This is a genomic window from Aeromonas bestiarum (genome assembly GCF_028751155.1).
Taxonomy (GTDB): domain Bacteria; phylum Pseudomonadota; class Gammaproteobacteria; order Enterobacterales; family Aeromonadaceae; genus Aeromonas; species Aeromonas bestiarum.
In genome coordinates, this window is sequence record NZ_CP064746.1 from 3348720 (window position 1) to 3367925 (window position 19206).

22 protein-coding genes, 1 tRNA gene and 1 riboswitch are annotated in these 19206 nt (G+C 59.2%); of the genes, 13 read left to right on the forward strand and 10 right to left on the reverse strand.

The window, feature by feature from the left end; all coding sequences use genetic code 11:
- Nucleotides 1–36 precede the first annotated feature (36 nt).
- Genes cutD through IU367_RS15450 form a run of 6 tightly spaced genes read left to right on the forward strand, consistent with a single transcriptional unit; the run spans nucleotide 37 to nucleotide 3550 of the window.
- Nucleotides 37–984, forward strand: a complete 948-nt coding sequence (gene cutD / locus IU367_RS15425; RefSeq protein ID WP_098984667.1) for a choline TMA-lyase-activating enzyme — start codon at nucleotides 37–39, stop codon at nucleotides 982–984.
- A 12-nt stretch (nucleotides 985–996) separates the two neighbouring features.
- The gene (locus IU367_RS22095; RefSeq protein WP_098984668.1) at nucleotides 997–1449 is read left to right on the forward strand and encodes a BMC domain-containing protein; all 453 of its coding nucleotides are present in this window, start codon (nucleotides 997–999) and stop codon (nucleotides 1447–1449) included.
- Nucleotides 1446–2066 (forward strand): phosphate propanoyltransferase, encoded by a 621-nt coding sequence (locus IU367_RS15435; RefSeq protein WP_274452370.1) that lies wholly within the window; start codon nucleotides 1446–1448, stop codon nucleotides 2064–2066. Before IU367_RS22095 ends, IU367_RS15435 begins: the two co-directional genes overlap by 4 nt.
- Before the next feature lie 11 nt (nucleotides 2067–2077).
- Complete coding sequence (locus IU367_RS15440; protein WP_098984670.1) at nucleotides 2078–2770, forward strand: hypothetical protein; 693 nt, start codon at nucleotides 2078–2080, stop codon at nucleotides 2768–2770.
- Nucleotides 2771–2819: 49 nt separating this feature from the next.
- Nucleotides 2820–3203 (forward strand): DMT family transporter, encoded by a 384-nt coding sequence (locus IU367_RS15445; RefSeq protein WP_253852778.1) that lies wholly within the window; start codon nucleotides 2820–2822, stop codon nucleotides 3201–3203.
- A 17-nt stretch (nucleotides 3204–3220) separates the two neighbouring features.
- Nucleotides 3221–3550: a DMT family transporter gene (locus IU367_RS15450; RefSeq protein ID WP_098984672.1), complete on the forward strand. Its 330-nt coding sequence runs from the start codon at nucleotides 3221–3223 to the stop codon at nucleotides 3548–3550.
- Nucleotides 3551–3611: 61 nt separating this feature from the next.
- Here the strand turns inward: IU367_RS15450 and IU367_RS15455 are convergent, their stop codons facing one another.
- Together IU367_RS15455 and IU367_RS15460 are read right to left on the reverse strand one after the other, a co-directional pair.
- Entirely contained in the window at nucleotides 3612–3791 is a 180-nt protein-coding gene (locus IU367_RS15455; RefSeq protein ID WP_274452371.1) for a hypothetical protein, read from the reverse strand.
- Between the two features lie 114 nt (nucleotides 3792–3905).
- Nucleotides 3906–3995 (reverse strand) — tRNA-Ser (locus IU367_RS15460).
- Nucleotides 3996–4410: 415 nt separating this feature from the next.
- On the opposite strand from IU367_RS15460, the gene IU367_RS15465 reads away from it, so the two are divergent.
- Entirely contained in the window at nucleotides 4411–5328 is a 918-nt protein-coding gene (locus IU367_RS15465; RefSeq protein ID WP_274452373.1) for a L,D-transpeptidase family protein, read from the forward strand.
- A gap of 30 nt (nucleotides 5329–5358) precedes the next feature.
- The gene (locus IU367_RS15470) at nucleotides 5359–6357 is read left to right on the forward strand and encodes a DUF481 domain-containing protein (RefSeq protein ID WP_274452374.1); all 999 of its coding nucleotides are present in this window, start codon (nucleotides 5359–5361) and stop codon (nucleotides 6355–6357) included.
- A gap of 138 nt (nucleotides 6358–6495) precedes the next feature.
- Here the strand turns inward: IU367_RS15470 and IU367_RS15475 are convergent, their stop codons facing one another.
- From IU367_RS15475 to IU367_RS15485, 3 genes are all read right to left on the reverse strand, one after another.
- A complete protein-coding gene (locus IU367_RS15475; RefSeq protein ID WP_274452375.1) occupies nucleotides 6496–7215 on the reverse strand; it encodes a MaoC family dehydratase in 720 nt (239 codons plus the stop codon).
- Nucleotides 7216–7482: 267 nt separating this feature from the next.
- Complete coding sequence (gene rlmF / locus IU367_RS15480) at nucleotides 7483–8439, reverse strand: 23S rRNA (adenine(1618)-N(6))-methyltransferase RlmF (RefSeq protein ID WP_274452376.1); 957 nt, start codon at nucleotides 8437–8439, stop codon at nucleotides 7483–7485.
- Between the two features lie 150 nt (nucleotides 8440–8589).
- Complete coding sequence (locus IU367_RS15485) at nucleotides 8590–9078, reverse strand: C40 family peptidase (RefSeq protein WP_043554066.1); 489 nt, start codon at nucleotides 9076–9078, stop codon at nucleotides 8590–8592.
- Nucleotides 9079–9353: 275 nt separating this feature from the next.
- Between IU367_RS15485 and IU367_RS15490 the strand changes: the two genes are divergently transcribed.
- Complete coding sequence (locus tag IU367_RS15490; protein ID WP_274452377.1) at nucleotides 9354–10076, forward strand: 4'-phosphopantetheinyl transferase family protein; 723 nt, start codon at nucleotides 9354–9356, stop codon at nucleotides 10074–10076.
- Entirely contained in the window at nucleotides 10073–10921 is an 849-nt protein-coding gene (locus IU367_RS15495; protein WP_274452378.1) for a tetratricopeptide repeat protein, read from the forward strand. Before IU367_RS15490 ends, IU367_RS15495 begins: the two co-directional genes overlap by 4 nt.
- A 140-nt stretch (nucleotides 10922–11061) precedes the next feature.
- Here the strand turns inward: IU367_RS15495 and IU367_RS15500 are convergent, their stop codons facing one another.
- Nucleotides 11062–11304 carry an Lpp/OprI family alanine-zipper lipoprotein gene (locus IU367_RS15500; protein ID WP_005334342.1) on the reverse strand — a complete coding sequence of 81 codons (243 nt, stop codon included), beginning with the start codon at nucleotides 11302–11304 and terminating at the stop codon, nucleotides 11062–11064.
- Between the two features lie 225 nt (nucleotides 11305–11529).
- Nucleotides 11530–12183, reverse strand: coding sequence for a 3,4-dihydroxy-2-butanone-4-phosphate synthase (ribB, locus tag IU367_RS15505; RefSeq protein WP_098984679.1), 654 nt, complete (start codon nucleotides 12181–12183; stop codon nucleotides 11530–11532).
- 105 nt (nucleotides 12184–12288) lie between these two features.
- A riboswitch (FMN riboswitch) is annotated at nucleotides 12289–12442 on the reverse strand.
- A gap of 209 nt (nucleotides 12443–12651) precedes the next feature.
- Between ribB and purU the strand changes: the two genes are divergently transcribed.
- Entirely contained in the window at nucleotides 12652–13488 is an 837-nt protein-coding gene (gene purU / locus IU367_RS15510) for a formyltetrahydrofolate deformylase (protein WP_043134635.1), read from the forward strand.
- An 84-nt stretch (nucleotides 13489–13572) separates the two neighbouring features.
- On the opposite strand, the gene IU367_RS15515 is transcribed toward purU, so the two are convergent.
- Nucleotides 13573–14835 carry a DUF945 family protein gene (locus IU367_RS15515; RefSeq protein ID WP_274452379.1) on the reverse strand — a complete coding sequence of 421 codons (1263 nt, stop codon included), beginning with the start codon at nucleotides 14833–14835 and terminating at the stop codon, nucleotides 13573–13575.
- 95 nt (nucleotides 14836–14930) lie between these two features.
- Nucleotides 14931–16412, reverse strand: a complete 1482-nt coding sequence (gene cls, locus IU367_RS15520; RefSeq protein WP_098984681.1) for a cardiolipin synthase — start codon at nucleotides 16410–16412, stop codon at nucleotides 14931–14933.
- 97 nt (nucleotides 16413–16509) lie between these two features.
- On the opposite strand from cls, the gene IU367_RS15525 reads away from it, so the two are divergent.
- Nucleotides 16510–17052: a YceB family lipoprotein gene (locus IU367_RS15525; RefSeq protein ID WP_026080151.1), complete on the forward strand. Its 543-nt coding sequence runs from the start codon at nucleotides 16510–16512 to the stop codon at nucleotides 17050–17052.
- Nucleotides 17053–17056: 4 nt separating this feature from the next.
- Here the strand turns inward: IU367_RS15525 and IU367_RS15530 are convergent, their stop codons facing one another.
- On the reverse strand, nucleotides 17057–17497 hold the full coding sequence (locus IU367_RS15530) for a GNAT family N-acetyltransferase (RefSeq protein WP_052449139.1): 441 nt from the start codon (nucleotides 17495–17497) through the stop codon (nucleotides 17057–17059).
- A 476-nt stretch (nucleotides 17498–17973) separates the two neighbouring features.
- On the opposite strand from IU367_RS15530, the gene IU367_RS15535 reads away from it, so the two are divergent.
- On the forward strand, nucleotides 17974–19137 hold the full coding sequence (locus IU367_RS15535) for a M23 family metallopeptidase (RefSeq protein ID WP_274452380.1): 1164 nt from the start codon (nucleotides 17974–17976) through the stop codon (nucleotides 19135–19137).
- Nucleotides 19138–19206: the final 69 nt, after the last annotated feature.

A 19206-nucleotide genomic window follows, 5' to 3' on the forward strand; every position in this document is an offset into this window, starting at 1 on the left:
GACTGCGGCCTGCCATATCCGGAGATGGAGGCAAGCGTGATCGAAAATAATGAACTAACCGGCCGCATATTCAATATCCAGAAATATTCGATATATGACGGCGATGGCATTCGCACGCTGGTTTTTTTCAAGGGCTGCAACCTTAGCTGCCCCTGGTGCGCCAATCCTGAAGGACTGAATAGCCAATTTCAGGTGATGTTCTCGCACGACAAATGCATCAACTGCGGTGACTGCGTGAATGTCTGTCCGGCCGGGGTCCATTACCGGGCCGAAGAGAACGGCAGCATGAAACACTTCGTCGATCGCAATAAAGATTGCATCGGCTGCCGCAAATGCGAAGAGGTCTGCACCCAGCACGCGCTGGACATCATGGGCAAGGATGTCACCGTCAGCGAGCTGATGGAGATCATCATGCAGGACTACGACTTTTACATCTCCTCCGGCGGTGGCGTCACCATAGGCGGCGGCGAAATGAGCCTGCAGACCGACTTTGCCGTCGCGCTGTTTCGCGAATGCAAGAAGATGATGATCAACACCGCCATAGAGACCCAGGGCACCACCTCGCTGGCCAATTACCAGCAGCTGGCTCCCGTCACCGATACCTTTTTGTTCGATATCAAGCAAATCAACAGCGAACAGCATAAGGCGATGCTGGGTATCGGCAATGAAGGTATTCGCCGCAATCTGGAATGGCTGGTTGATTACGGCGCCAAGGTGATTGTGCGCATGCCGCTCATCCGTGGATATAACGATTCATGGGATGCCATTACCGGCGCCATCGAATATGTACAGAAATTGGCGAAACGGGGAAATATCCTGCGGATCGACATGCTGCCGTACCACCAGCTGGGCCGCAAGAAATATGAGCGGCTGGATATGCCCTACCCGATTACGCAAGACCCGTCTTACACGCCGGACGAATTGGATCGGCTGGAGACCTTCTTTAAACAATTTGATTTCGATATTCGCTTGGTCCGCCATTAACAGGAGTCGACGATGAAAAGTTTGGGCGTAATTGAAACGCGAGGATTGGTCGCCGCCATTCAGGCCGTGGACGCCGCCTGCAAAGCCGCAGGAGTGACCTGCATCGGCTACCGCAAGGTGGGATCTGGGCTGGTGAGTGTCTGCTTCGAAGGGGAGATCAGTGCCATCCACACCGCCATCGAGCGTGGCGTCGCGGTGGCCGCCACCATCGACAAGCAGGTCCATTCACTGGTGATTGCCCGTCCGGAGCCAAGCGCGGTAGTGGCGCTCAGCAACCTCAAGGGCTACCCGCCGCGCGTGCCGGCCAGCACCAGGACCGAGATAACGCCCGCAACGAGCGCAGCCCCGGCCCTGCCACCGCAAAGCAGTGCCGATACCGAACCGGCCACTCCGCCAGCCACGCAGCCTGCAGTAGATCAGGCGGAAGATAGACAGGCCGCGGCAAGAAAAGGGAAGAAAGCATGATCGACCCCCAGCTACATCAAAAAATTGCCAGCCGCCTGAACCTGGCGTCACCGGCAATTCCGGTCGGTATCTCCAACCGTCATGTGCATCTGGCGCAACAGGATGTCGACGCCCTGTTCGGCAAGGGCTACTCCCTGACGCCGCTCAAACCGCTGCACCAGCCGGGCCAGTTTGCCGCCGAGGAGTGCGTCACCGTGGTCGGCCCCAAGGGCTCGCTGACCCGTGTTCGCGTGCTCGGCCCGACCCGGCCGGTTTCACAGCTGGAGATCTCCCGCGCCGACTGCTTCACCCTCGGGGTCAAGGCACCGGTACGCGAATCCGGCCAGCTGGAAAATACGGGCAGTGCGCTGCTCATCGGCCCCGCCGGCCACGTGGAGTTGCGATCCCAGGTGATCTGCGCCTGGCGTCATATCCACATCTCGCCACAAGACGCCCGCCAGCTGAACGTGACCAACGGCCAGAAGGTGAGGGTGCGCAGCGACGGTGAGCGTCAGCTGACCTTCGATGAGGTGGTGGTACGGGTGCGCGACGATTTCGCCCTGGAATTTCACATCGATACCGAAGAGGCCAACGCCGCCGGCTTGAAAAACGGCGCGCAGGTCAGGCTGCTCGGCTAACGGAGATCACCATGACCGACGAACAGATTGAACGCCTGGTCGAACAGATGCTCAGGCGCCTGCAGCCGCCACTGCTGGTGATGGTGACCGCGGCCCAGGGCTATCGGCAGGCCATTCGAAACCGTCTGGCCGGCTGTGGACTGCCCCTGCAGCTTGCGCTGGAAGAAGGCATTGAGGATGGCGCGCTGTGGCAGCCGCTGGGAGAAACCGTGGCGGCAAGCGTCTGGCAACAGGCCCTGCCGCCCGTCCCCTATCGCGCACTGGTGCTGCCCTTTCTCGACTACCCGCTGGCGATGGACCTGCTGAGCGGCTCGCTGCGCAGTCCCGTTGCCCGGCGGCTGCACGATGCGCTGCTGAGCGGCTTGCCGGTGCTGGCGCTGCGCTATCACTGCGATCCCGCCAGCGAACTGAACCAGCTGCTGGGGGCACAACCGGGCACGCCATACGCCGGACACATGCAGGCAGCGCTCAGCCGTCTGGGCGAGATTGGCGTTGTACTGTGCACCATGAATGAGCTGCTGGAGAAGCTGGCAACGGCGAACGACGCAGCCCCTGTGCCGGCGGGCACGGCGCGGCGCTATCTCACGGTCAGCGATGTAGAGAAGGATCCGGCGCTGGCACACACGGCCGAGGCACAGCTGACCGATGCCGCCATCGATTTTTTGAAAAGCAGAAGAAAAGAAAAACAACCTTACCTTAAATAACAAACCCGGAGTTTAACGTATGTCTTCAAAAACAAAATGTTGGCTATGGATGCTGCTGGTGATCGTGTCCGAAACATCGGCCACCTCCACCCTCAAGATGTTTGGCAGCAGTGAAGGAACCACCAAGATGCTGCTGCTCGGTCTGCTCGTGCTGCTCTATTGCACCTGCTACTACTCCCTCTCCCGCGCGGTAAAAGACATTCCCGTTGGGCTTGCCTACGCCACCTGGTCCGGCACCGGCATTCTAGTGGTGTCCACGCTGGGAATGGCGTTTTATGGCCAGCATCCGGATACCGCGGCCATTATCGGCATGGCCATCATTGCCAGCGGCATCGTCATCATGAACCTGTTCTCCAAAATGGGCAGCGAGGAGAGCGATGAAACTCCAGCTGAGCCAGTCGCTGCCTCCATGAACAACAAGATCGCCAACTAACGGAAAAGGAATGACTCATGTTTAATTTCGGATTTTTATGGCTGGCGCTGTCTATCGGCTCAGAAATCACCGGCACCTCGATGATAAAAAAAACCAACAGCTTCAGTAAGCTGGGACCATCCGTGCTGGTGGTCTGTGCCTACGGCCTGTGCTATTTCGCCCTCACCCGCGCAATGAGCACTATCCCGGTCGGCGTTGCCTATTCACTGTGGTGTGGCTTTGGCATCGTCGGGGTCACTATCTGCTCCATGATCCTCTACAAGCAAAAGCCGGATCTGCCCGCCATTCTGGCGATGATACTGATTATCTCGGGCGGAGTGGTCATGAACGTCTTCTCCAGCATGTAATGAGATCCGGGTTGCTTCGAGCAAAGAAGCAACCCTCATTACTATCTGTACCATGCACTGCTCATATCGGACCGTGCCCACCATCAATGAATGACACAGCCTTATCTATGGCAATGGCAATGGCAATGGCAATGGCTATGGCTATGGCTATGGCTATGGCTATGGCTATGGCTATGGCTATGGCTATGGCTATGGCTATGGCTATGGCAAATACAATGTACTGGCCCGAGGCAATGTCCAATACAGGACAGCTCGACAGCATGCCAGTCAAGATCAAGTGGCATTGCCCAGTGACATGCCAGCAGACAGGAAAAATGAAAAAACCCAACCTGCATGGCAAGTTGGGTCTCAAAAATGGCGGAGAGACAGGGATTCGAACCCTGGGTGGTATTGCTACCACAATTGATTTCGAGTCAATCCCGTTCGGCCACTCCGGCATCTCTCCACGGGGCTTCATTCTTACCGAACCCGGTCTGGTAAATCAACCTGAATCTCTTTAAAGATCAAACGACTGCCTATAAAACAGGCAGGAAACACAGTTTTGACCGTGAGCCTGCACATGGCACGTCGACAACGCTTTGGCGCAGCAGTCCCATAGGCAGCCTGGCGACTGTGACCCCCCTGCAACAGGCCTGCCTGCGGGTCGCGGTATATCCCATCACGGGCAGCGTTCATCCAAGGTTATCCGGTACTGTACTAAAAAGGTGTGGGAAGTCGTCAAAAGGGGCTTTCTTCGAAGAGAGACTCCTCTGTAGCCCTTGTGGGGCGGGCTGGTAATCAGGAGTGGATTGGTTAACAATTTCACCTCTTTTTTCAGGGCGGGCAGTGACCGGCCCTCACGCCATTTGACAGGAAGTACCATGCTCAATGCACGAATCGTCTCACTGCTGCTGATGACAGCCAGCCTCTGGATCGCGCCGACCTGGGCCACGACCTATCACTTGCCACCGGCAGGCAGCCGTTTGATTGGCGAGCTGGAGGACTACATAGTCCAGCCGGACGAGCACCTTGAACTGATCGGCAAGCACACCCAGATTGGTTTTTTGGCCCTGCTCGAGGCAAATCCCGGGGTTGACCCCTATTTACCAAAACCGGGCACCCGCTTGACCCTGCCGACCCAGATGCTGCTGCCGGATGTGCCAAGAGAAGGCATTGTCATCAACCTGCCCGAACTGCGTCTCTACTACTTCCCCAAGGGAAAAAATGAGGTGATCGTCTTGCCCATCGGCATTGGCGACATAGGGCGGGAAACCCCTGAGATGACCACAACCGTGATCGCCAAGAACCCCAACCCGACCTGGGTACCCGGCCCCATGGTGCGCAAATCCTGGCTGGAGCAGAAGGGGATCACGCTGCCCGCGGTGGTACCGCCAGGCCCGGACAATCCCCTCGGCAAGTTCGCCATGCGCCTGGGTTACGGCAAGCAGGACTACCTCATTCACGGCACCAACAAGGAGTTTGGCGTCGGCCTGCGGGTCAGCGCGGGCTGCATTCGCCTACGCCCCGATGATATCGAGGCCCTGTTCAACATAGTTCCCCTCGGCACTCAGGTACGGGTGATCAACCAGCCGGTCAAGACCGCAAGCGAGCCCGATGGCCGCCACTGGCTGGAGGTCCACTCCCCCCTCTCTCGCACCGAACTGGAGCTGGAGCAGGGCGCCCCCCTGATCCTCTCACCCGAGGTAGAGGCCTTTATCGCAGCGCCCGAGATCGACGGTGACAAGGTGGCTGCCGTGCTGAACAATAAGAACGGCATTCCACGCCCCGTCAGCGGCTAATGGCAACCCTGTGTTCATGAAGGACTTTCCATGAGATACCGCTTCTGGTGCTTGCTCTCCCTGTTGCTCAGCCCGATGGCGCTGGCCGACATCCTCTGGATGGACAACGGTGACCGGCTGACCGGCACCATAGAGGAGATCACAGATGAACAGGTACGCATAGCACTGCCCTACAGCTCGCCGGTGACGGTCAAGCGCAAGGCGGTCAAACGCTGGCGTATCGAGAAGCAGGACAAGCCAAGACCGACGGTGAAGACCGGCATTACCCTGCTCGCCCTCACGCCGGATGACAAGAAAGCCTGGCTGTGGACCGGCAGCAGCGACCTGAACGTGAAGCTGAAACACAACGACAAGCAGACCAACAACGTCAATCTGAAGGCCTCTACCGAAGTGGCCAACCTCGACTGGCGCTATACGCTGGATGGAGAGTACATCTACGAGACGGCCAACAACGTCACCAACAGCCATGAGTATCGGCTCAAGCCCATGCTGGACTTCTTCTTCGACCAGAACTGGTTCGTGCGCTCCTCCATCGACTATGAATACGAGATGCTCGACGCTAACTACCTGAACCTGAGTTATGCTTCCGGCCCGGGTTACAGGTTCTGGAACGACAAGAAACATCGCCTTGAGCTCATCACCCAGGCCGGTCTGGAACGCTCCTATCTCAGACCCGCTGCCTACGATGAGTCCAACATTGCCGACATCTTTGATGACAGGATCATCAACTATCCGCTCCTCAACTTGGGCTGGGACTACCGACAGCCTGTCTCCTTGTGGTCAGAGAACATAGAGCTGTTCAGCAAGGGGGGCTACAAGCGCTACCTGGCCCAGCCCTCTCCTTATGTGACCCAGGAGCAATCCATTCAGGGGAGTCTGGGGCTGCGTTACTACTTCAACGATCATTTACGCCTCTCCTGGTCGAGCGAGCTGGACTGGGATGATGCCTGGCTGGACTATCAGGGGACTCACCAACAGCTGGCAGGCAAGGAGTGGCGTCACCTGATAAGCCTGGGGGCCAGCTTCTAGTCAGCAGGGCAAGCCATTCACGGGCGAATGGCTGAGCCACAAACAAGCACCATAACGCCATAAACAAAACAGGCTCACCGAGGTGAGCCTGTTTTGTTTCAATGCGATTCATGCCACAGGGTGACGGCCGTCACGACATCAGAAGTAGATCCGGGTGACTGATTCAATGACGCAGCCGGGACGACGAATGCCTTCGATCTCGACCTTGATCTCCTTGAGCAGCTCAAGACCGCCCTTGATGGGGGTCACCCGCAGCAGCTTGGTGCGCGCGCGAATGTTGCTGTCCACCTTGATAGGATACGGGAAACGCACCTGGTCCAGCCCGAAGTTCACCACCATGCGGGCGTTCGGAAACTCGGGCGTCGCCTCGTTGATGCTGCCCGTCAGCCGTGGCAGCAGCGCCAGGGTCAGAAAACCATGGGCTATGGTGGTCTTGAACGGCGACTCGGCAGCGGCACGCTCGGGGTTGGTGTGGATCCACTGATTGTCACCGGTCACGGCGGCAAACTCATTGATCATCTGCTGGCTCACCAGCAGCCATTCACCCACGTGGGTCTCGGCACCTATGTTGGGCTGCAGAGTGGCAAACAGGGCCGCAGCCTCACCATTGAGCTCAACCGCCGGCTCATCAGCCTGCAGAAGCTGGCCGTTGGCAACCTGCGCCGAGCCCGCTTGCCGCTGCACGGACTGGCTGTCAGCTTGCAGGTCCAGCACACGACCCAGCAGAGGGTGGAGGTGTGCCTTTTGCTGAAACTCACGCCAGTAGTCGCGGATCGCCGGAGAGAGCCAATCCTTGAGCTCAAAGGGGTGCTGCGCCAGAATTTCGCGCTTGCGCTTCAGAAAATCGACAACTTTCATCTACCGATCCCTATTCGATTCAAAGCCTGTAAAGAGGTCTAACCAGTCCTATTTTATGAAAGTTTCAACTGCAAGTGCAAAAAAATCTCAGCGTACAGCTGTACCACGGGCAGAAGTGGTCACTAACCTGTCGGCTGCAAGCCTGATGGCACAAGGGGAAAAACGATTGCTGTGGCCAGCGTCAGGCGGCCATGGGCGCCGCGCAGACAGGGGCCGAAACGGGGGGAATGCCATCCGAGTGCCTCTGTCTATACCCTGCCTGGCCCGTCAGGCGTCGTCACGCTGCGCCGGTTGCCACCACTGCCCGCAGGCGGTCTCATCCAGAAAACACCAGGCCAGGATCCGGCTTGTCTTGTTGCCCTGCGCCATGTCGATCACCCGCACCTGACTGGCCCCGACCTGGGCCAGCGCTTTCTTCGCGGCCGGCAGGTTCTCTTTTTTTGAGACCAGCGAACTGAACCAGAGGCACTGGCTGGCGAACTCCTTGCTCTGGACGATCATGGCGGCGAGAAACGCGGCCTCACCCCCCTCACACCAGAGCTCGGCCTTCTGGCCGCCGAAATTGAGCAGGGGCGCCCCCTTCACGGCTTTGCCGAGATTGCGCAGCTTGCGCTCGCTGCCCTTGCTCGCTTCTTCGAGCGAGCCATGGAACGGGGGGTTGCACAGGGTCAGGGCGAAGCGCTCCTGCGGGCTTATGATGCCGCGAAAGATGTGTTTGGCATTGCCCTGATGGCGGCACTCGACCTGTCCGCCCAGCCCGTTGCTCCTGGCCAGCAGGTTTGCCGCCTTGACCGAGACAGGATCGATATCGGATCCGACGAAGCGCCAGCCATATTCGCGCGCCCCCAGCAGCGGGTAGATGCAGTTCGCCCCCACGCCTATGTCCAGCACTCGTACCCCCTTGCCGGTCGGTACACGTCCCGCACTCTCGGCCAGCAAATCCGCCACCCTGTGCAGGTAGTCCACCCGTCCCGGGATAGGCGGGCAGAGATAACCCGCCGGCAGATCCCAGTGCGCAATGCCGTAGTGCAGTGCCAGCAAGGCCTTGTTCAGCGCCTTGACGGCGGCAGGATCGGCAAAATCCAGGGTCTGAGTACCGTGCTCGTTGACGAATACCAAGGGCCGCAGCTCGGGGGTGCGCTGGCAGAGCGCATCGAAATCATAGGGAGCCTGATGGCGATTGCGTGGATGCAATCCGGATTTGCGGTCGAAGTGGGTCTTCATGCTGGGCCTGCCGAGGGAAAACGGGCCCACACTATAGTGATTTGGCCCCGGAAAGTCTAAATTGCGGCCACAAAAAACCGGGCTTCAGGAGCCCGGTTCAAGTGAGGTTGGAAAAACAGTCCGTACTGCGAGCCGTTTGTCCAGCCTGACTCAGATGTCGATCCGGCGTGCTTGCCAGAACTTGCTGCGCCAATAGGAGCTATCCAGCTTGGAGCGCGTCACCCCGGCACGGGTCGAGGCGTGGATGAATTCACCATTACCTACGTAGATACCGACATGATTGAGACGACGATTGATCTTGAAGAACACCAGGTCACCCTCGACCAGATCTTGCTTGGAAACACGAGTGCCTTCATGGACTTGGGAGCGGGTGTCACGGGGTAACTCGACACCGACGGCATTGCGGAACACTTCACGGGCAAAGGCGGAACAATCTATGCCTCGCTGGCTGCTGCCTCCCATGCGGTACGGGACGCCACGCCACTCTTTATATACTGTCAGGATTTCATTCACATCGGGTGTTTGCGAAGCTTCCGGTTCAATAATGGGTTCCATCATGGAAACTTCAATCTTACTCGCGACCTCGGGCTGGGGTGCCGAGGCACAACCCACCATTCCGAGCGCGACCAGCAGTAGCATCAGGTGGCGCAATCCTTTATCCCCGCAAAATAGTAAAACTTGTTAAAATACGGCCCAGAAGGGCAATTTATAAGGCAACAGCACCCGACTATATCCAAGAATTCTATCGAGGCAAGCGAAAATCCCTATCGACATCACATTTTTGCAAGGAAATGCAGTATTTTTCATGATTAATGTGATCATGCCCAAACAATATACAATCTCGAAAGCGACCGTCCTTGCTCGATCAAACTGACTTTTATCGCTGTTTCATCCCTCTTTTAAAGTGAAAAATTATGATCTCCGTGGATCTCTATTTGTTAAAACCGGCAAATATCAGCGCCGACCAGTTGGCTCTGCTGCCGGACGCACTCTCCCCGACAGAGCGGCAACAGTGGCAGGAGATCCACCATCCGGGACGCCGCCAGGAGTTCCTGCTCAGCCGTGTGCTGCTCAGGCGCCTGCTGGCCGATCGCCTGCAATGCCAGGCCAGCGAGCTGCTGTTTTGCACCAATCCCCATGGCAAACCCGAGCTGAGCGACCAGCGCTGGCAGTTCAACCTCAGCCACAGCGGTAACTGGCTGGTGATCGCACTCTGTGCCAGGGGGCCGCTTGGGGTGGATATAGAGCTGGGCCAGCGTCGCCGCCAGACCCTGCCACTGGCGAGACGCTTCTATGCAACCAGCGAGTACGAGTGGCTCGCCGCCCTGCCCGCAGAAGAGCAGGAAAGCGCCTTCTATCGGCTCTGGTCACGCAAGGAGGCAGTGTTGAAGGCCCACGGTGCCGGCATTGCCGCCGGGCTCGACAAGGTATGCTTTGTGCCGCAGCAGGCGTGGCGGCTCGACAACCGGCTCGATGAGCACGATTACCGGGTGCAGGACTGGCCCCTGGGCAGCGGCTGGCTCAGCCTCGCCGCCCCGACCCTAGCCGTCAACGGCTGGCTGCTGGATGACAACTTGAAATCCGCCCCCATCAACCCCATGTTAACTCACACCATTTTCCAAGAGTCAGCCTCATGATCGTCGACATCAATCCCCAGAATTTCCAAGCCGCACTGATCGATGCTTCCATGAAAAAGCCGGTCGTCATCTATTTCCACGCCCCCCAGATGCCAGAGTGTCAGGGCATGACCCCGCTGGTGGAGTCACTGGTTGGCCCGGCCAACCCCCAGGTGACCCTGGCCAGGGTCGACATGAACGATCCGCAGCTGCAACCGCTGGCCAGCCAGCTCGGCCTGCGTGCCCTGCCCGCCCTGGTACTCTTCCATCAGGGTCGCCCGGACGAGCAGGCCATTCTGGAAGGGCCGCAGGACGAAGCCACCCTGCGCCACTACTTTGCCGCCTTCGCTCCCAAGGAGGAGGAATTGCTGTTCGAGCAGGCGCAGCAGGCCCTGGCAGACGGCCAGGCGGATGTGGCCTATGCCCATCTCACCAAGGCTCATCAGCTGGCTCCGGAACGCCACGACATCAGCCTGTGGCTCATTCAGGCGGCGCTGGATCTCAATCTGCTGGATGAAGCGCAGGAGCGGCTCGGCAAGATCCCCATGATCGCGCAGGATGACCATTATCAGACCCTGAGCTCCCGGCTGGCGCTGGCACTGCAGGCCGCAGACAGTCCGGAACTGCGGGCTCTGGAGGCGCGTCACGAGCAGGACCCTGACAATTTCACCCTGACCCAGGAGCTGGCGGTGCAATACAACCAGGCGGGTCGACAGGAAGAGGCGCTGACCTTGCTGTTCACCATCCTCAAGCGCGACCTGGCTTTTGGCGATGCCAAGAAGACCTATCTCGACATCCTGACCACAATGGGAAGCAACCCGGCGGCACAGAGCTACCGTCGCAAGCTCTACAGCCTGCTCTACTGATCGATGCGGGAATGAAAGACGGGGTGATGCCGAGGGATCGGCATTGCCTTGCCGAGGTGGATTTCAGGGGCGGAAAGCGGGGAATTGACGAATTTCAGGCAAAAAAAATGGCGCATGAATGCGCCATTTTTTCGCATGGATTACTTCTTGTAGGAAGTAGCCATGTTGTCGATGCGCTGGTTAGCACGCATAGCTTCTTGCTTGGCTTCTGCAACATCAGCAGCGATCTTGGATTGATCAGCACGAACTGCGCTAACATCTTGAGCCAGTTGGTCAACTTTGTTAGACAGATTCTGAACGGAGGTTTCCAGTTCGCTGGTGTTTGCACAACCGCCCAGCAGAGCGGACAGACCAACAACACCTACCAACAACAATTTTTTCATTTTTAAAAGCTCCCTTTAACTCGCCAGACGTTTAGCAAGCGGCGTGATTATGGCACAAAAGAATCATACTTTGGATAGGCCCCATCACAGATAAATGCATTAAAACCCTCATTTTTTTTTAGTTGCACACTTTATGTGCAAACTTTAAGCAAAAATGAGTGCCTCTGGATGAGGTTCGCACAGAGCGTAACCAAATTTTGGGCTTATTACAATTTCGTATGAGGCTCAGGCTGAACGTTCTGACAGCAATTGACGATATTGCACCAGATCTTCGATGGTCAACACAGGCATCTGATGCAGGCGGCCGAAGGCAATCAGGTCCGGCAGACGAGCCATGGAGCCATCTTCCTTGGTCAGTTCACACAAGACCCCGAACGGTTTGAGGCCGGCCAGCTGCATCAGATCGACCGTGGCTTCGGTATGGCCGCGGCGCGTCAGCACACCGCCGGTACGAGCCCGCAACGGAAAGACATGGCCGGGGCGATGCAGATCGGACGGTTTGGCACCATCGGCGATGGCCGCACGAATGGTGGTGACGCGATCGGCCGCCGACACGCCCGTGGTCACCCCTTGCGCCGCCTCTATGGTGACGGTGAAGGCGGTCTGATAGTGGCTGGAGTTCGCCTCCACCATCATGGGCAACGCCAGCTGGCGAACGCGCTCGTCGGTCAGACAGAGGCAGACGATACCGGAGCACTCGCGGATCATCATGGCCATCTGTTCATTGGTCATGGATTGGGCGGCGAAGATGAGGTCGCCTTCGTTCTCCCGATCTTCATCGTCGGCCACCAATACGCCACGACCGGCCCGCAGGGCCGCCAACGCCGCTTCGACGCGCGCAAGGGGATCACCGAATTCACTGAGTAGAGACTGATTCATGGTAAGACTCCTAAACAAGACAAGGACCAGAATCAGGGCATGGAAAGGCAGACAGAGATAGGTATGCAGCGGCCAGCCCAAGGGGGGCCATGCCTGCAATATCTGTCTTATCCTCTTTCATCCGGACTATGACCGTCGGCTCCGGCATCTCACCGGATCTGCTGACCCCGACCTGGTTGCAAGGTCGGGCGCTCGCGGGCTCCCCGAGTCAGATCGGGATACCGCCGGTGGGGAATTTCACCCCGCCCTGAGAATAAGCGCAGACAGCCTAAAGAAAAAAAACGCAGGATACCAGCCCAAAACCCATCAAAGATGAATATGGAACCGACCTGTGCCCGCCGCCAGCAACTTGACTCACGCACGCACGGGGCACTGTCTTTTCTGATTTTGTTTATGGCATAGTGCCTGAAAAAACGCGCAGCCTGCGCAGACTCAGGCGCCAACACCACAAACGGAATCATGACAGAGATGGAAAAGAAAATACTGCTGACGGACTGTCCGGACGCCAAGGGCCTCATCGCCAAGATCACCAACATCTGCTACAAGCACCAGCTCAACATCAACAAGAACGACGAGTTCGTGGATCACGAAAACGGCCGCTTCTTCATGCGCACCGAGCTGGAGGGTCGTTTCAACGACGAGACCCTGCTGGCGGATCTGGATGATGCCCTGCCCGCCGGTGCCCAACGCCGTCTGGTCAAGGCCGGCAAGAAGCGCATCGTCATCCTGGTGACCAAGGAGACTCACTGCCTCGGCGACATCCTGATGAAGAACTACGCCGGCGCGCTGGACATGGACATAGTGGCGGTGATCGGCAACTACGACACGCTCGCAGAATTGACGGGCAAGTTCGACATCCCGTTCCACACCGTCAGTCACGAGGATCTGAGCCGCACCGAGCACGAAGAGCAGGTACGCGCCATCATAGACGGCTATCAGCCCGACTACGTGATCCTGGCCAAGTACATGCGGGTGCTGACGCCGAGCTTCGTCGAGGCCTATCCGCGCAAGATCCTCAACATACATCACTCCTTCCTGCCGGCCTTCATCGGTGCCCGTCCCTACCGCCAGGCGTTCGATCGCGGGGTCAAGCTGATCGGCGCCACCGCCCACTTCGTCACCGACGATCTGGATGAGGGCCCCATAGTCGAGCAGGACGTGATCCATGTCGGCCACGCCTTCAGTGCCGACGACATGGCCAGGGCCGGTCGCGACGTGGAGAAATCCGTGCTGAGCCGCGCGCTGGAGCTGGTGCTCAACGAGCGGGTGTTCGTCTACGGCAACAAGACGGTGGTGTTCAAGTAACCCGCCTGCGGCATCACGCCAGAAACAACAAAGGCTCCCACGGGAGCCTTTGTTGTTTCTGCACTGCCTGTTGTTGCATTCGGCTTACAGCGGCAGACCATTGATGGTCATGGCACCCTTGTCGAGCTTGAACTCGGCGGTCAGCTGGGCCTTGTCCGCCTTGAGGTAGCCCATGGCGGCAAACTGCTCCAGCATCGGGGCCAGTTGCGGCACTGCCTTGCCCAGCTGGCCGCTGAGGTTGGCGTGCAGCAGGCCGGACAGGGCGTGCATCCCCTCTTCACTGTTGAACAGCTGCTCCAGCGAGGTGGCCGCCAGCTTGACGTCCCCCTTCATGGAGACGGGCTCGCCGTTGAGCTGGGCGCTCAAGTCCACCAGCTCCAGGGTCGCGCCGCGTTTGAGCAGCTTGTCCAGCGCCTGCTGGATGGCTTGATCTTCCACCCCTTGGCCGCTGGCGGCCTGCAGCGCCTGATAGCCTTCCAGATCCAGCCCTTTGAGATTCAGGGCCAGCTTGCTCTGGGTCAGCGCCAGGTTGTCGGTCTCGTTCTCCAGATTGAGGGTATTCACCTTCATCTGATAGCTGCTGGAGAGGGTCTGGGCATCGTCCCCTGCCAGCTGGGTTTCCGTGGTCAGCCCCTGCAGTGACACCTTGACGCTGTCAGGCAGTTGCACCGACAGTGCGGATAGGGTCATGTCGCTGCGAGGCGAGAGCCAGATACCGCTGATCTCGGCCATGTCGGCGCTGCCCTTGAGTTCGGCCAGCACCATGTCCATCTTGCTCTGCTCTTCGTGCAGCGTCATGCCCTGCCAATGGAAGGTGACGTGACCATTGCCTTCCAGATCGCCGTGATAGTCGCCCTTCATCGGCAGGAAGCTGAACTCGTCGAGCCCCTGCTTGACCTTGAATTCGTTGGCCCAGAAGCGGCTGCTGTTGCTGGCGGTCCAGAGGCTGCTGACCGACTCTATGCCAAATTGCCACTGCTCCAGCTTGAGCGCGCTGAACACAGGGGCCAGCGAGCCCTGTTTGGTGTCGAGCAGCATGTTGCTCTTGATATAGAGCGGCAGGATGCGGCTGTTTACGATGAACTGCGCCTCGACCGGCTCGCTCCCTTCCAGCTGACCATCCAGGCTGGCCAGGGTCTGTGGCGTGACCACCACCTTCAGCACACCATCGCGGGTGAACAGGTTGCTGCCACCCGGCTGCCAGGTCAGCTCGACGCCGCTCTCCTGCTTCACCTTGGCAATCTGCTCGGCCATGATGCGATCGAACGTATTGCCCGTGTGCCAGCAGGCACCCAGTCCACCCACTACCAGGGCCGCACCGACGGCCAGCGCTACTCGCTTCTTCATCTTTATATGATTCTCCAAAGGCTCATTGCCGCACTCTACGGGGCCATATCGGGGCTAGGCAAGTCCAATTCGGCGTCGGCCGCAAATATGTGATGTCACAGCAAGGGGCTGAACAGATAGAAGATGTTCTCCGTCACCTTCTTGTACCAGGGGCGGGCGCGCCACTTGGCCAGCGACATGGGGGTCGCCTCTATCATGTAGCCCTGCACCAGCTGGGTCATCTCGGCGACAAACACCGGGTTGTCGATGAGCAGGGTCACCTCGAAGTTGAGCCAGAGGCTGCGTCTGTCCAGGTTCACCGTGCCCACCAGCGCGAAGTCGTCATCCACCAGCACGCTCTTGGTGTGCAGCAGACCGGCATCGTAGCGGTAGACCTCGACCCCCGCCTCCAGCAGCTCCTCCATGAAGGCGTTGCAGGCATGATTGGCCATCAGGGAGTCGTTGCGCGCCGGCAATACCAGTTGCACCTGCACCCCGCGCGCCGCCGCCGAGGAGAGCGCCGCCGCCAGCGGATCATCCGGCACGAAATAGGGGGTGGTCAGCACCAGATGGTGACGGGCCTGATAGATGGCCAGCAGCAGGCTCTGCTGGATGCAGTCACCGCCGACGAAGGGGCCGGACGGAATGAGCTGGGCCCGATAGTTGCTCTGGGGCCAGGCCTCTGGCTCGTGCTGCAGGCTGTCGAGCAGCCGCTCGCCGGTCTCCATCTCCCAGTCCCAGACGAAGATGGACCACATCAGCGGCACCATGGGCCCCTGCACCCGGATCATGATGTCGACCCACTGGCCGACCCCGGCGTTCTGCTTGAAGAAGCGGGGATCCACCATGTTCATGGAGCCGGTGTAACCAACCCTGTCGTCGATCACCACCAGCTTGCGGTGCATGCGCAAGTCCTGGCGCTGGAACGGGATGCGCCAGGCGCCGACCGGCAGCACCTCCACCAGCTTGACCCCCGCCTTGCGCAACTGCTTCGGCCAGGACGAGCGGAAGAAGGCCTTGCTGCCCATGGAATCGAGCAGCAGACGACAATCCACGCCGCGCGCCGCTACCTCCATCAGCGCTTCGCACACCTCGTCGGCATCGCCACCCGGATGCCAGATGTAGAACTCCAGATAGCAGGACTGGGAGGATTGGCGGATGTCGCGCACTATCTCGCGCAAGATGGATTCCGGCCTGCTCAGCAGCGTCATCCGGTTGCCGGAGAGCATGGGCATGGCCAGCCGGCTCTGGATCAGATCGTGCAGCGGCTGGGCCTTCTCCCCCACCTCACAGCAGTGCTGGGGGAAGAGGCGGGCCAGCTGGCGGATCCAGATGGCGTAAGGGCGGTACATGGCCTGGGCCCGTTCGGCGCGACGCCGGCCGAGCCGGATCTCGCCAAACAGCACGTAGAAGCCTACCCCAGCAAACGGGATGGCATAGATGAGGGCCAGCCAGGCCAGCGAGACACCGATGGGGCGCCGTTTCATCACCACCCGCAGGGAGACCCCCGTCACGATCACGGTGTGAAATAGCAGCAGCAGCCAGCCGAGGAACTGGGAAAACAGCAGCTGGATGTCGTGCTCCAAGCCATTGATCAAGAGAACTCCTTGTACACCAGAGTGACATGCGGTGGGCAGATCCCACGGGGCCAGGATGGTATGCTGTAAAACACACCCATTCTATCAGGTCGTTAGCATGATCCTGCAATCTATGCTGCTGAGTCTGGCCATGCTAGGCCAAGGCTCATATGACATCAATGAGCAACAGATAAACCAGTACCTGCAATCCCAGGTACAAGTGAACAAACAGCTGGAGCTGCCCGGCATCATCAAGGCCCATGTGCAGCTCGAGCAGAGCGACGTCCAGATCGGGCGCCAGAGCCCGGATACCGCCCGCGTCTATGGCAAGGGCAAGCTGAAAATCGCCCTGCCGGATCAGACCGAATACGACGCGCGCCTGAACATGACCTATGAGGCCAGGCCGCGCTATGACAAGGCCCAGAGCGCCCTCTTCCTCGACAACATGAAATTGATTGAGTACAAGCTGGAGCCGGAAGCGGCGCAGCAGAAGTTCGGCTTCATGCTCGGCATGCTGCTGCAGAGCATGGAGAAACGGCTGGAGACCCAGCCTGTCTATCGCCTCAACGACAAGGACCCGAACCAGGCCTGGCTGAAAGAGAATCTGCTGGGGCTTGAGCTGTCACCGGGCAAGATCCACCTGCTGACCAAGCCCCAGTGAGCCGTCAGTTGTAGACGGGGGCCTTGGTCTGACGCACCAGCAGCTCGATCTGATAACCCTGTTCGCGCTGCTGGTCATAGAGGGAGAAGAGCGGGCCATCCAGCTCGTGCAGGGGCAGGTCGGCAAAACCGGCCTTGAGGTAAAACGGCTTCTCGAACGGCAATGCCTGGCACACCACCGGCTTGTCCAGCAGATCGTTGCAGGCGTGCTGCAACAGACGGGAGCCCAGTCCCAGCGACTGGTAATGGGGCAGCAGGCGAAAGCCGCACAGGTGGTAATAATCCTGTTCGTCGCGTAGACGCACGGCGCCCACCAGCCAGTGAGCGTCGCGCACCACGAAGATACGTTCGGCCAGATCCGGCACGTAATGGGAGAAAGTGGTTTCGTAGTAGTCCCTGATCAGGGAAAGATCCGCATCACAGTACTCTTCGAAGGTGAGCTCCATCGCCCGCTTGCTTATCACACCCGTTCCATCCTTGGCCACTCGGCCCAGCCCTCAATATTCAGTTGCAGATCGGCAAGAGATCCGACCAGATTAACCAGCAAGATATCACGCCTTTTAGTAACAAAAAAGCCAATAACAGCCCCTGCTTGCGCACTTTTCAACAGGCAACCGGCCGCAGAAACCAGGGGCAATCCTATCACGCTATCCCCCGCACGGGCACTGCTTGCTCGATCCGCCGGATTTTACGACCAGGCCTCACTCACTCGTTAACAAGTGGCTGATTTAGCATCAGAAACTATTTATGTAAACATTTGTTAACAATTGATACGGGTCATCCACTGCAACAAAAAGCCTCATTCGAATAGCAATTCCGGCCTGTCACCCTATGGTGAAACCTTGGCATAGCATCGCGCTGTCGTTGCCTGAGCGGGATCACTCCCACGCTGACACCTTCACCACTTTGCCAAGGAGATACCATGTTCAGACCCATACCTTCACTGCTGATGCTGGCCTTGCTCCCCACCGCCAGCTGGGCCGGCGATATCCACACCCCGCTTGCTCCCTACCACTTCAGCCGGCAGCAGCTCATCGCCAGCGACGCCGTCACTGTGCCGCTGGACGAGGCCCACTTCGTGTTTGGCGAGGCGGCCATGGCGTTCGATCTGCACGACTTCCTGCTGCAACAGGCGCCCCACCTGCTGCCCAAGGAGGAGGTGATCCTGCACTGGAGCGGCATCACCAGCCTCAACCCCCAGCTGCTGCTGGCCCTGATGGAGGCGAGCAGCCAGCTCATCTCGGCCCCCTCGGAACAGGCCATGGCGGCGCCATTCGCCCGGCTGGTCAAGGCCAGGGGCTTTGACAACCAGGTTGAGTCGATGGCGCGCCAGCTCTCCGAGCGCTTCTATCAGGCCCAGGCCCAGTTGCGGCTGAGCCAGCGCAGCGCCCCCGCCCTGCCCCCGCTTGCCGCGCACCAGGCCGCCCTGGCCAGCCTGCTTGGCCCGCACGAGCGGCAGCAGTTGAGCGAGCAGTGGCAGACCCTGTTTGGCAAGGAGGCCATGATCTCGCCCAAGCCCCCTGCTGCAAGGCCGCCAGCCCGGCTGGCCGGCGGCCAGTTCCAGCTGCCCTGGCGCCAGGGCTACAGCTGGAAGGTGAACGGCGCCCACTCCCATAGCGGCTCGGGCTACCCCTACTCCTCCATCGACGTCTCCTACGACTGGCCGGGCTGGGGCGGTGCCACCTACACGGTCACCGCCGCCAACAGCGGCACAGTCACCGTCTTCTCCCGCTGCCAGGTACGAGTCACGGCCCCCAACGGCTGGGCCACCAACTATTACCACATGAGCGGCATCTCGGTACGCAGCGGCGACTACGTGGCCGCCGACACCCCCATAGGCACCTATGCCAGCAACCGCAACGAGGCGCTGTGCGAGGGCGGTTCCTCCACAGGCCCGCACCTGCACTTCTCCCTGCTCTACAACGGGGTGTTCCAATCCCTGCAGGGGCAGCGCCTGAGCAGCTATGCCGTCAACGTCGGCGCCAGCAACTACGACGACAACTGCAACCGTTTCTGGCTGCAAAACAGCCGCAACGGCCAGCGTTTCTGTGCCTGGCAGCCGCTCTACAACAACGGCCTCGACTGAGTTGCCGGCCAGCCGCTGAAGTGATGGAAAAGTCAGTAATGACGGGGGCTAGACGGTTTTATGCAAGCC

Coding starts and splice junctions, on each gene's coding strand:
- IU367_RS22095 (WP_098984668.1), top strand. CDS start 997: ATGAAAAGTTTGGGCGTAATTGAAACGCGAGGATTGGTCGCCGCCATT.
- IU367_RS15435 (WP_274452370.1), top strand. CDS start 1,446: ATGATCGACCCCCAGCTACATCAAAAAATTGCCAGCCGCCTGAACCTG.
- IU367_RS15440 (WP_098984670.1), top strand. CDS start 2,078: ATGACCGACGAACAGATTGAACGCCTGGTCGAACAGATGCTCAGGCGC.
- IU367_RS15445 (WP_253852778.1), top strand. CDS start 2,820: ATGCTGCTGGTGATCGTGTCCGAAACATCGGCCACCTCCACCCTCAAG.
- IU367_RS15450 (WP_098984672.1), top strand. CDS start 3,221: ATGTTTAATTTCGGATTTTTATGGCTGGCGCTGTCTATCGGCTCAGAA.
- IU367_RS15465 (WP_274452373.1), top strand. CDS start 4,411: ATGCTCAATGCACGAATCGTCTCACTGCTGCTGATGACAGCCAGCCTC.
- IU367_RS15470 (WP_274452374.1), top strand. CDS start 5,359: ATGAGATACCGCTTCTGGTGCTTGCTCTCCCTGTTGCTCAGCCCGATG.
- IU367_RS15475 (WP_274452375.1), bottom strand. CDS start 7,215: ATGAAAGTTGTCGATTTTCTGAAGCGCAAGCGCGAAATTCTGGCGCAG.
- rlmF (WP_274452376.1), bottom strand. CDS start 8,439: ATGAAGACCCACTTCGACCGCAAATCCGGATTGCATCCACGCAATCGC.
- IU367_RS15485 (WP_043554066.1), bottom strand. CDS start 9,078: ATGCTACTGCTGGTCGCGCTCGGAATGGTGGGTTGTGCCTCGGCACCC.
- IU367_RS15490 (WP_274452377.1), top strand. CDS start 9,354: ATGATCTCCGTGGATCTCTATTTGTTAAAACCGGCAAATATCAGCGCC.
- IU367_RS15495 (WP_274452378.1), top strand. CDS start 10,073: ATGATCGTCGACATCAATCCCCAGAATTTCCAAGCCGCACTGATCGAT.
- IU367_RS15500 (WP_005334342.1), bottom strand. CDS start 11,304: ATGAAAAAATTGTTGTTGGTAGGTGTTGTTGGTCTGTCCGCTCTGCTG.
- ribB (WP_098984679.1), bottom strand. CDS start 12,183: ATGAATCAGTCTCTACTCAGTGAATTCGGTGATCCCCTTGCGCGCGTC.
- purU (WP_043134635.1), top strand. CDS start 12,652: ATGGAAAAGAAAATACTGCTGACGGACTGTCCGGACGCCAAGGGCCTC.
- IU367_RS15515 (WP_274452379.1), bottom strand. CDS start 14,835: ATGAAGAAGCGAGTAGCGCTGGCCGTCGGTGCGGCCCTGGTAGTGGGT.
- IU367_RS15525 (WP_026080151.1), top strand. CDS start 16,510: ATGATCCTGCAATCTATGCTGCTGAGTCTGGCCATGCTAGGCCAAGGC.
- IU367_RS15530 (WP_052449139.1), bottom strand. CDS start 17,497: ATGGAGCTCACCTTCGAAGAGTACTGTGATGCGGATCTTTCCCTGATC.
- IU367_RS15535 (WP_274452380.1), top strand. CDS start 17,974: ATGTTCAGACCCATACCTTCACTGCTGATGCTGGCCTTGCTCCCCACC.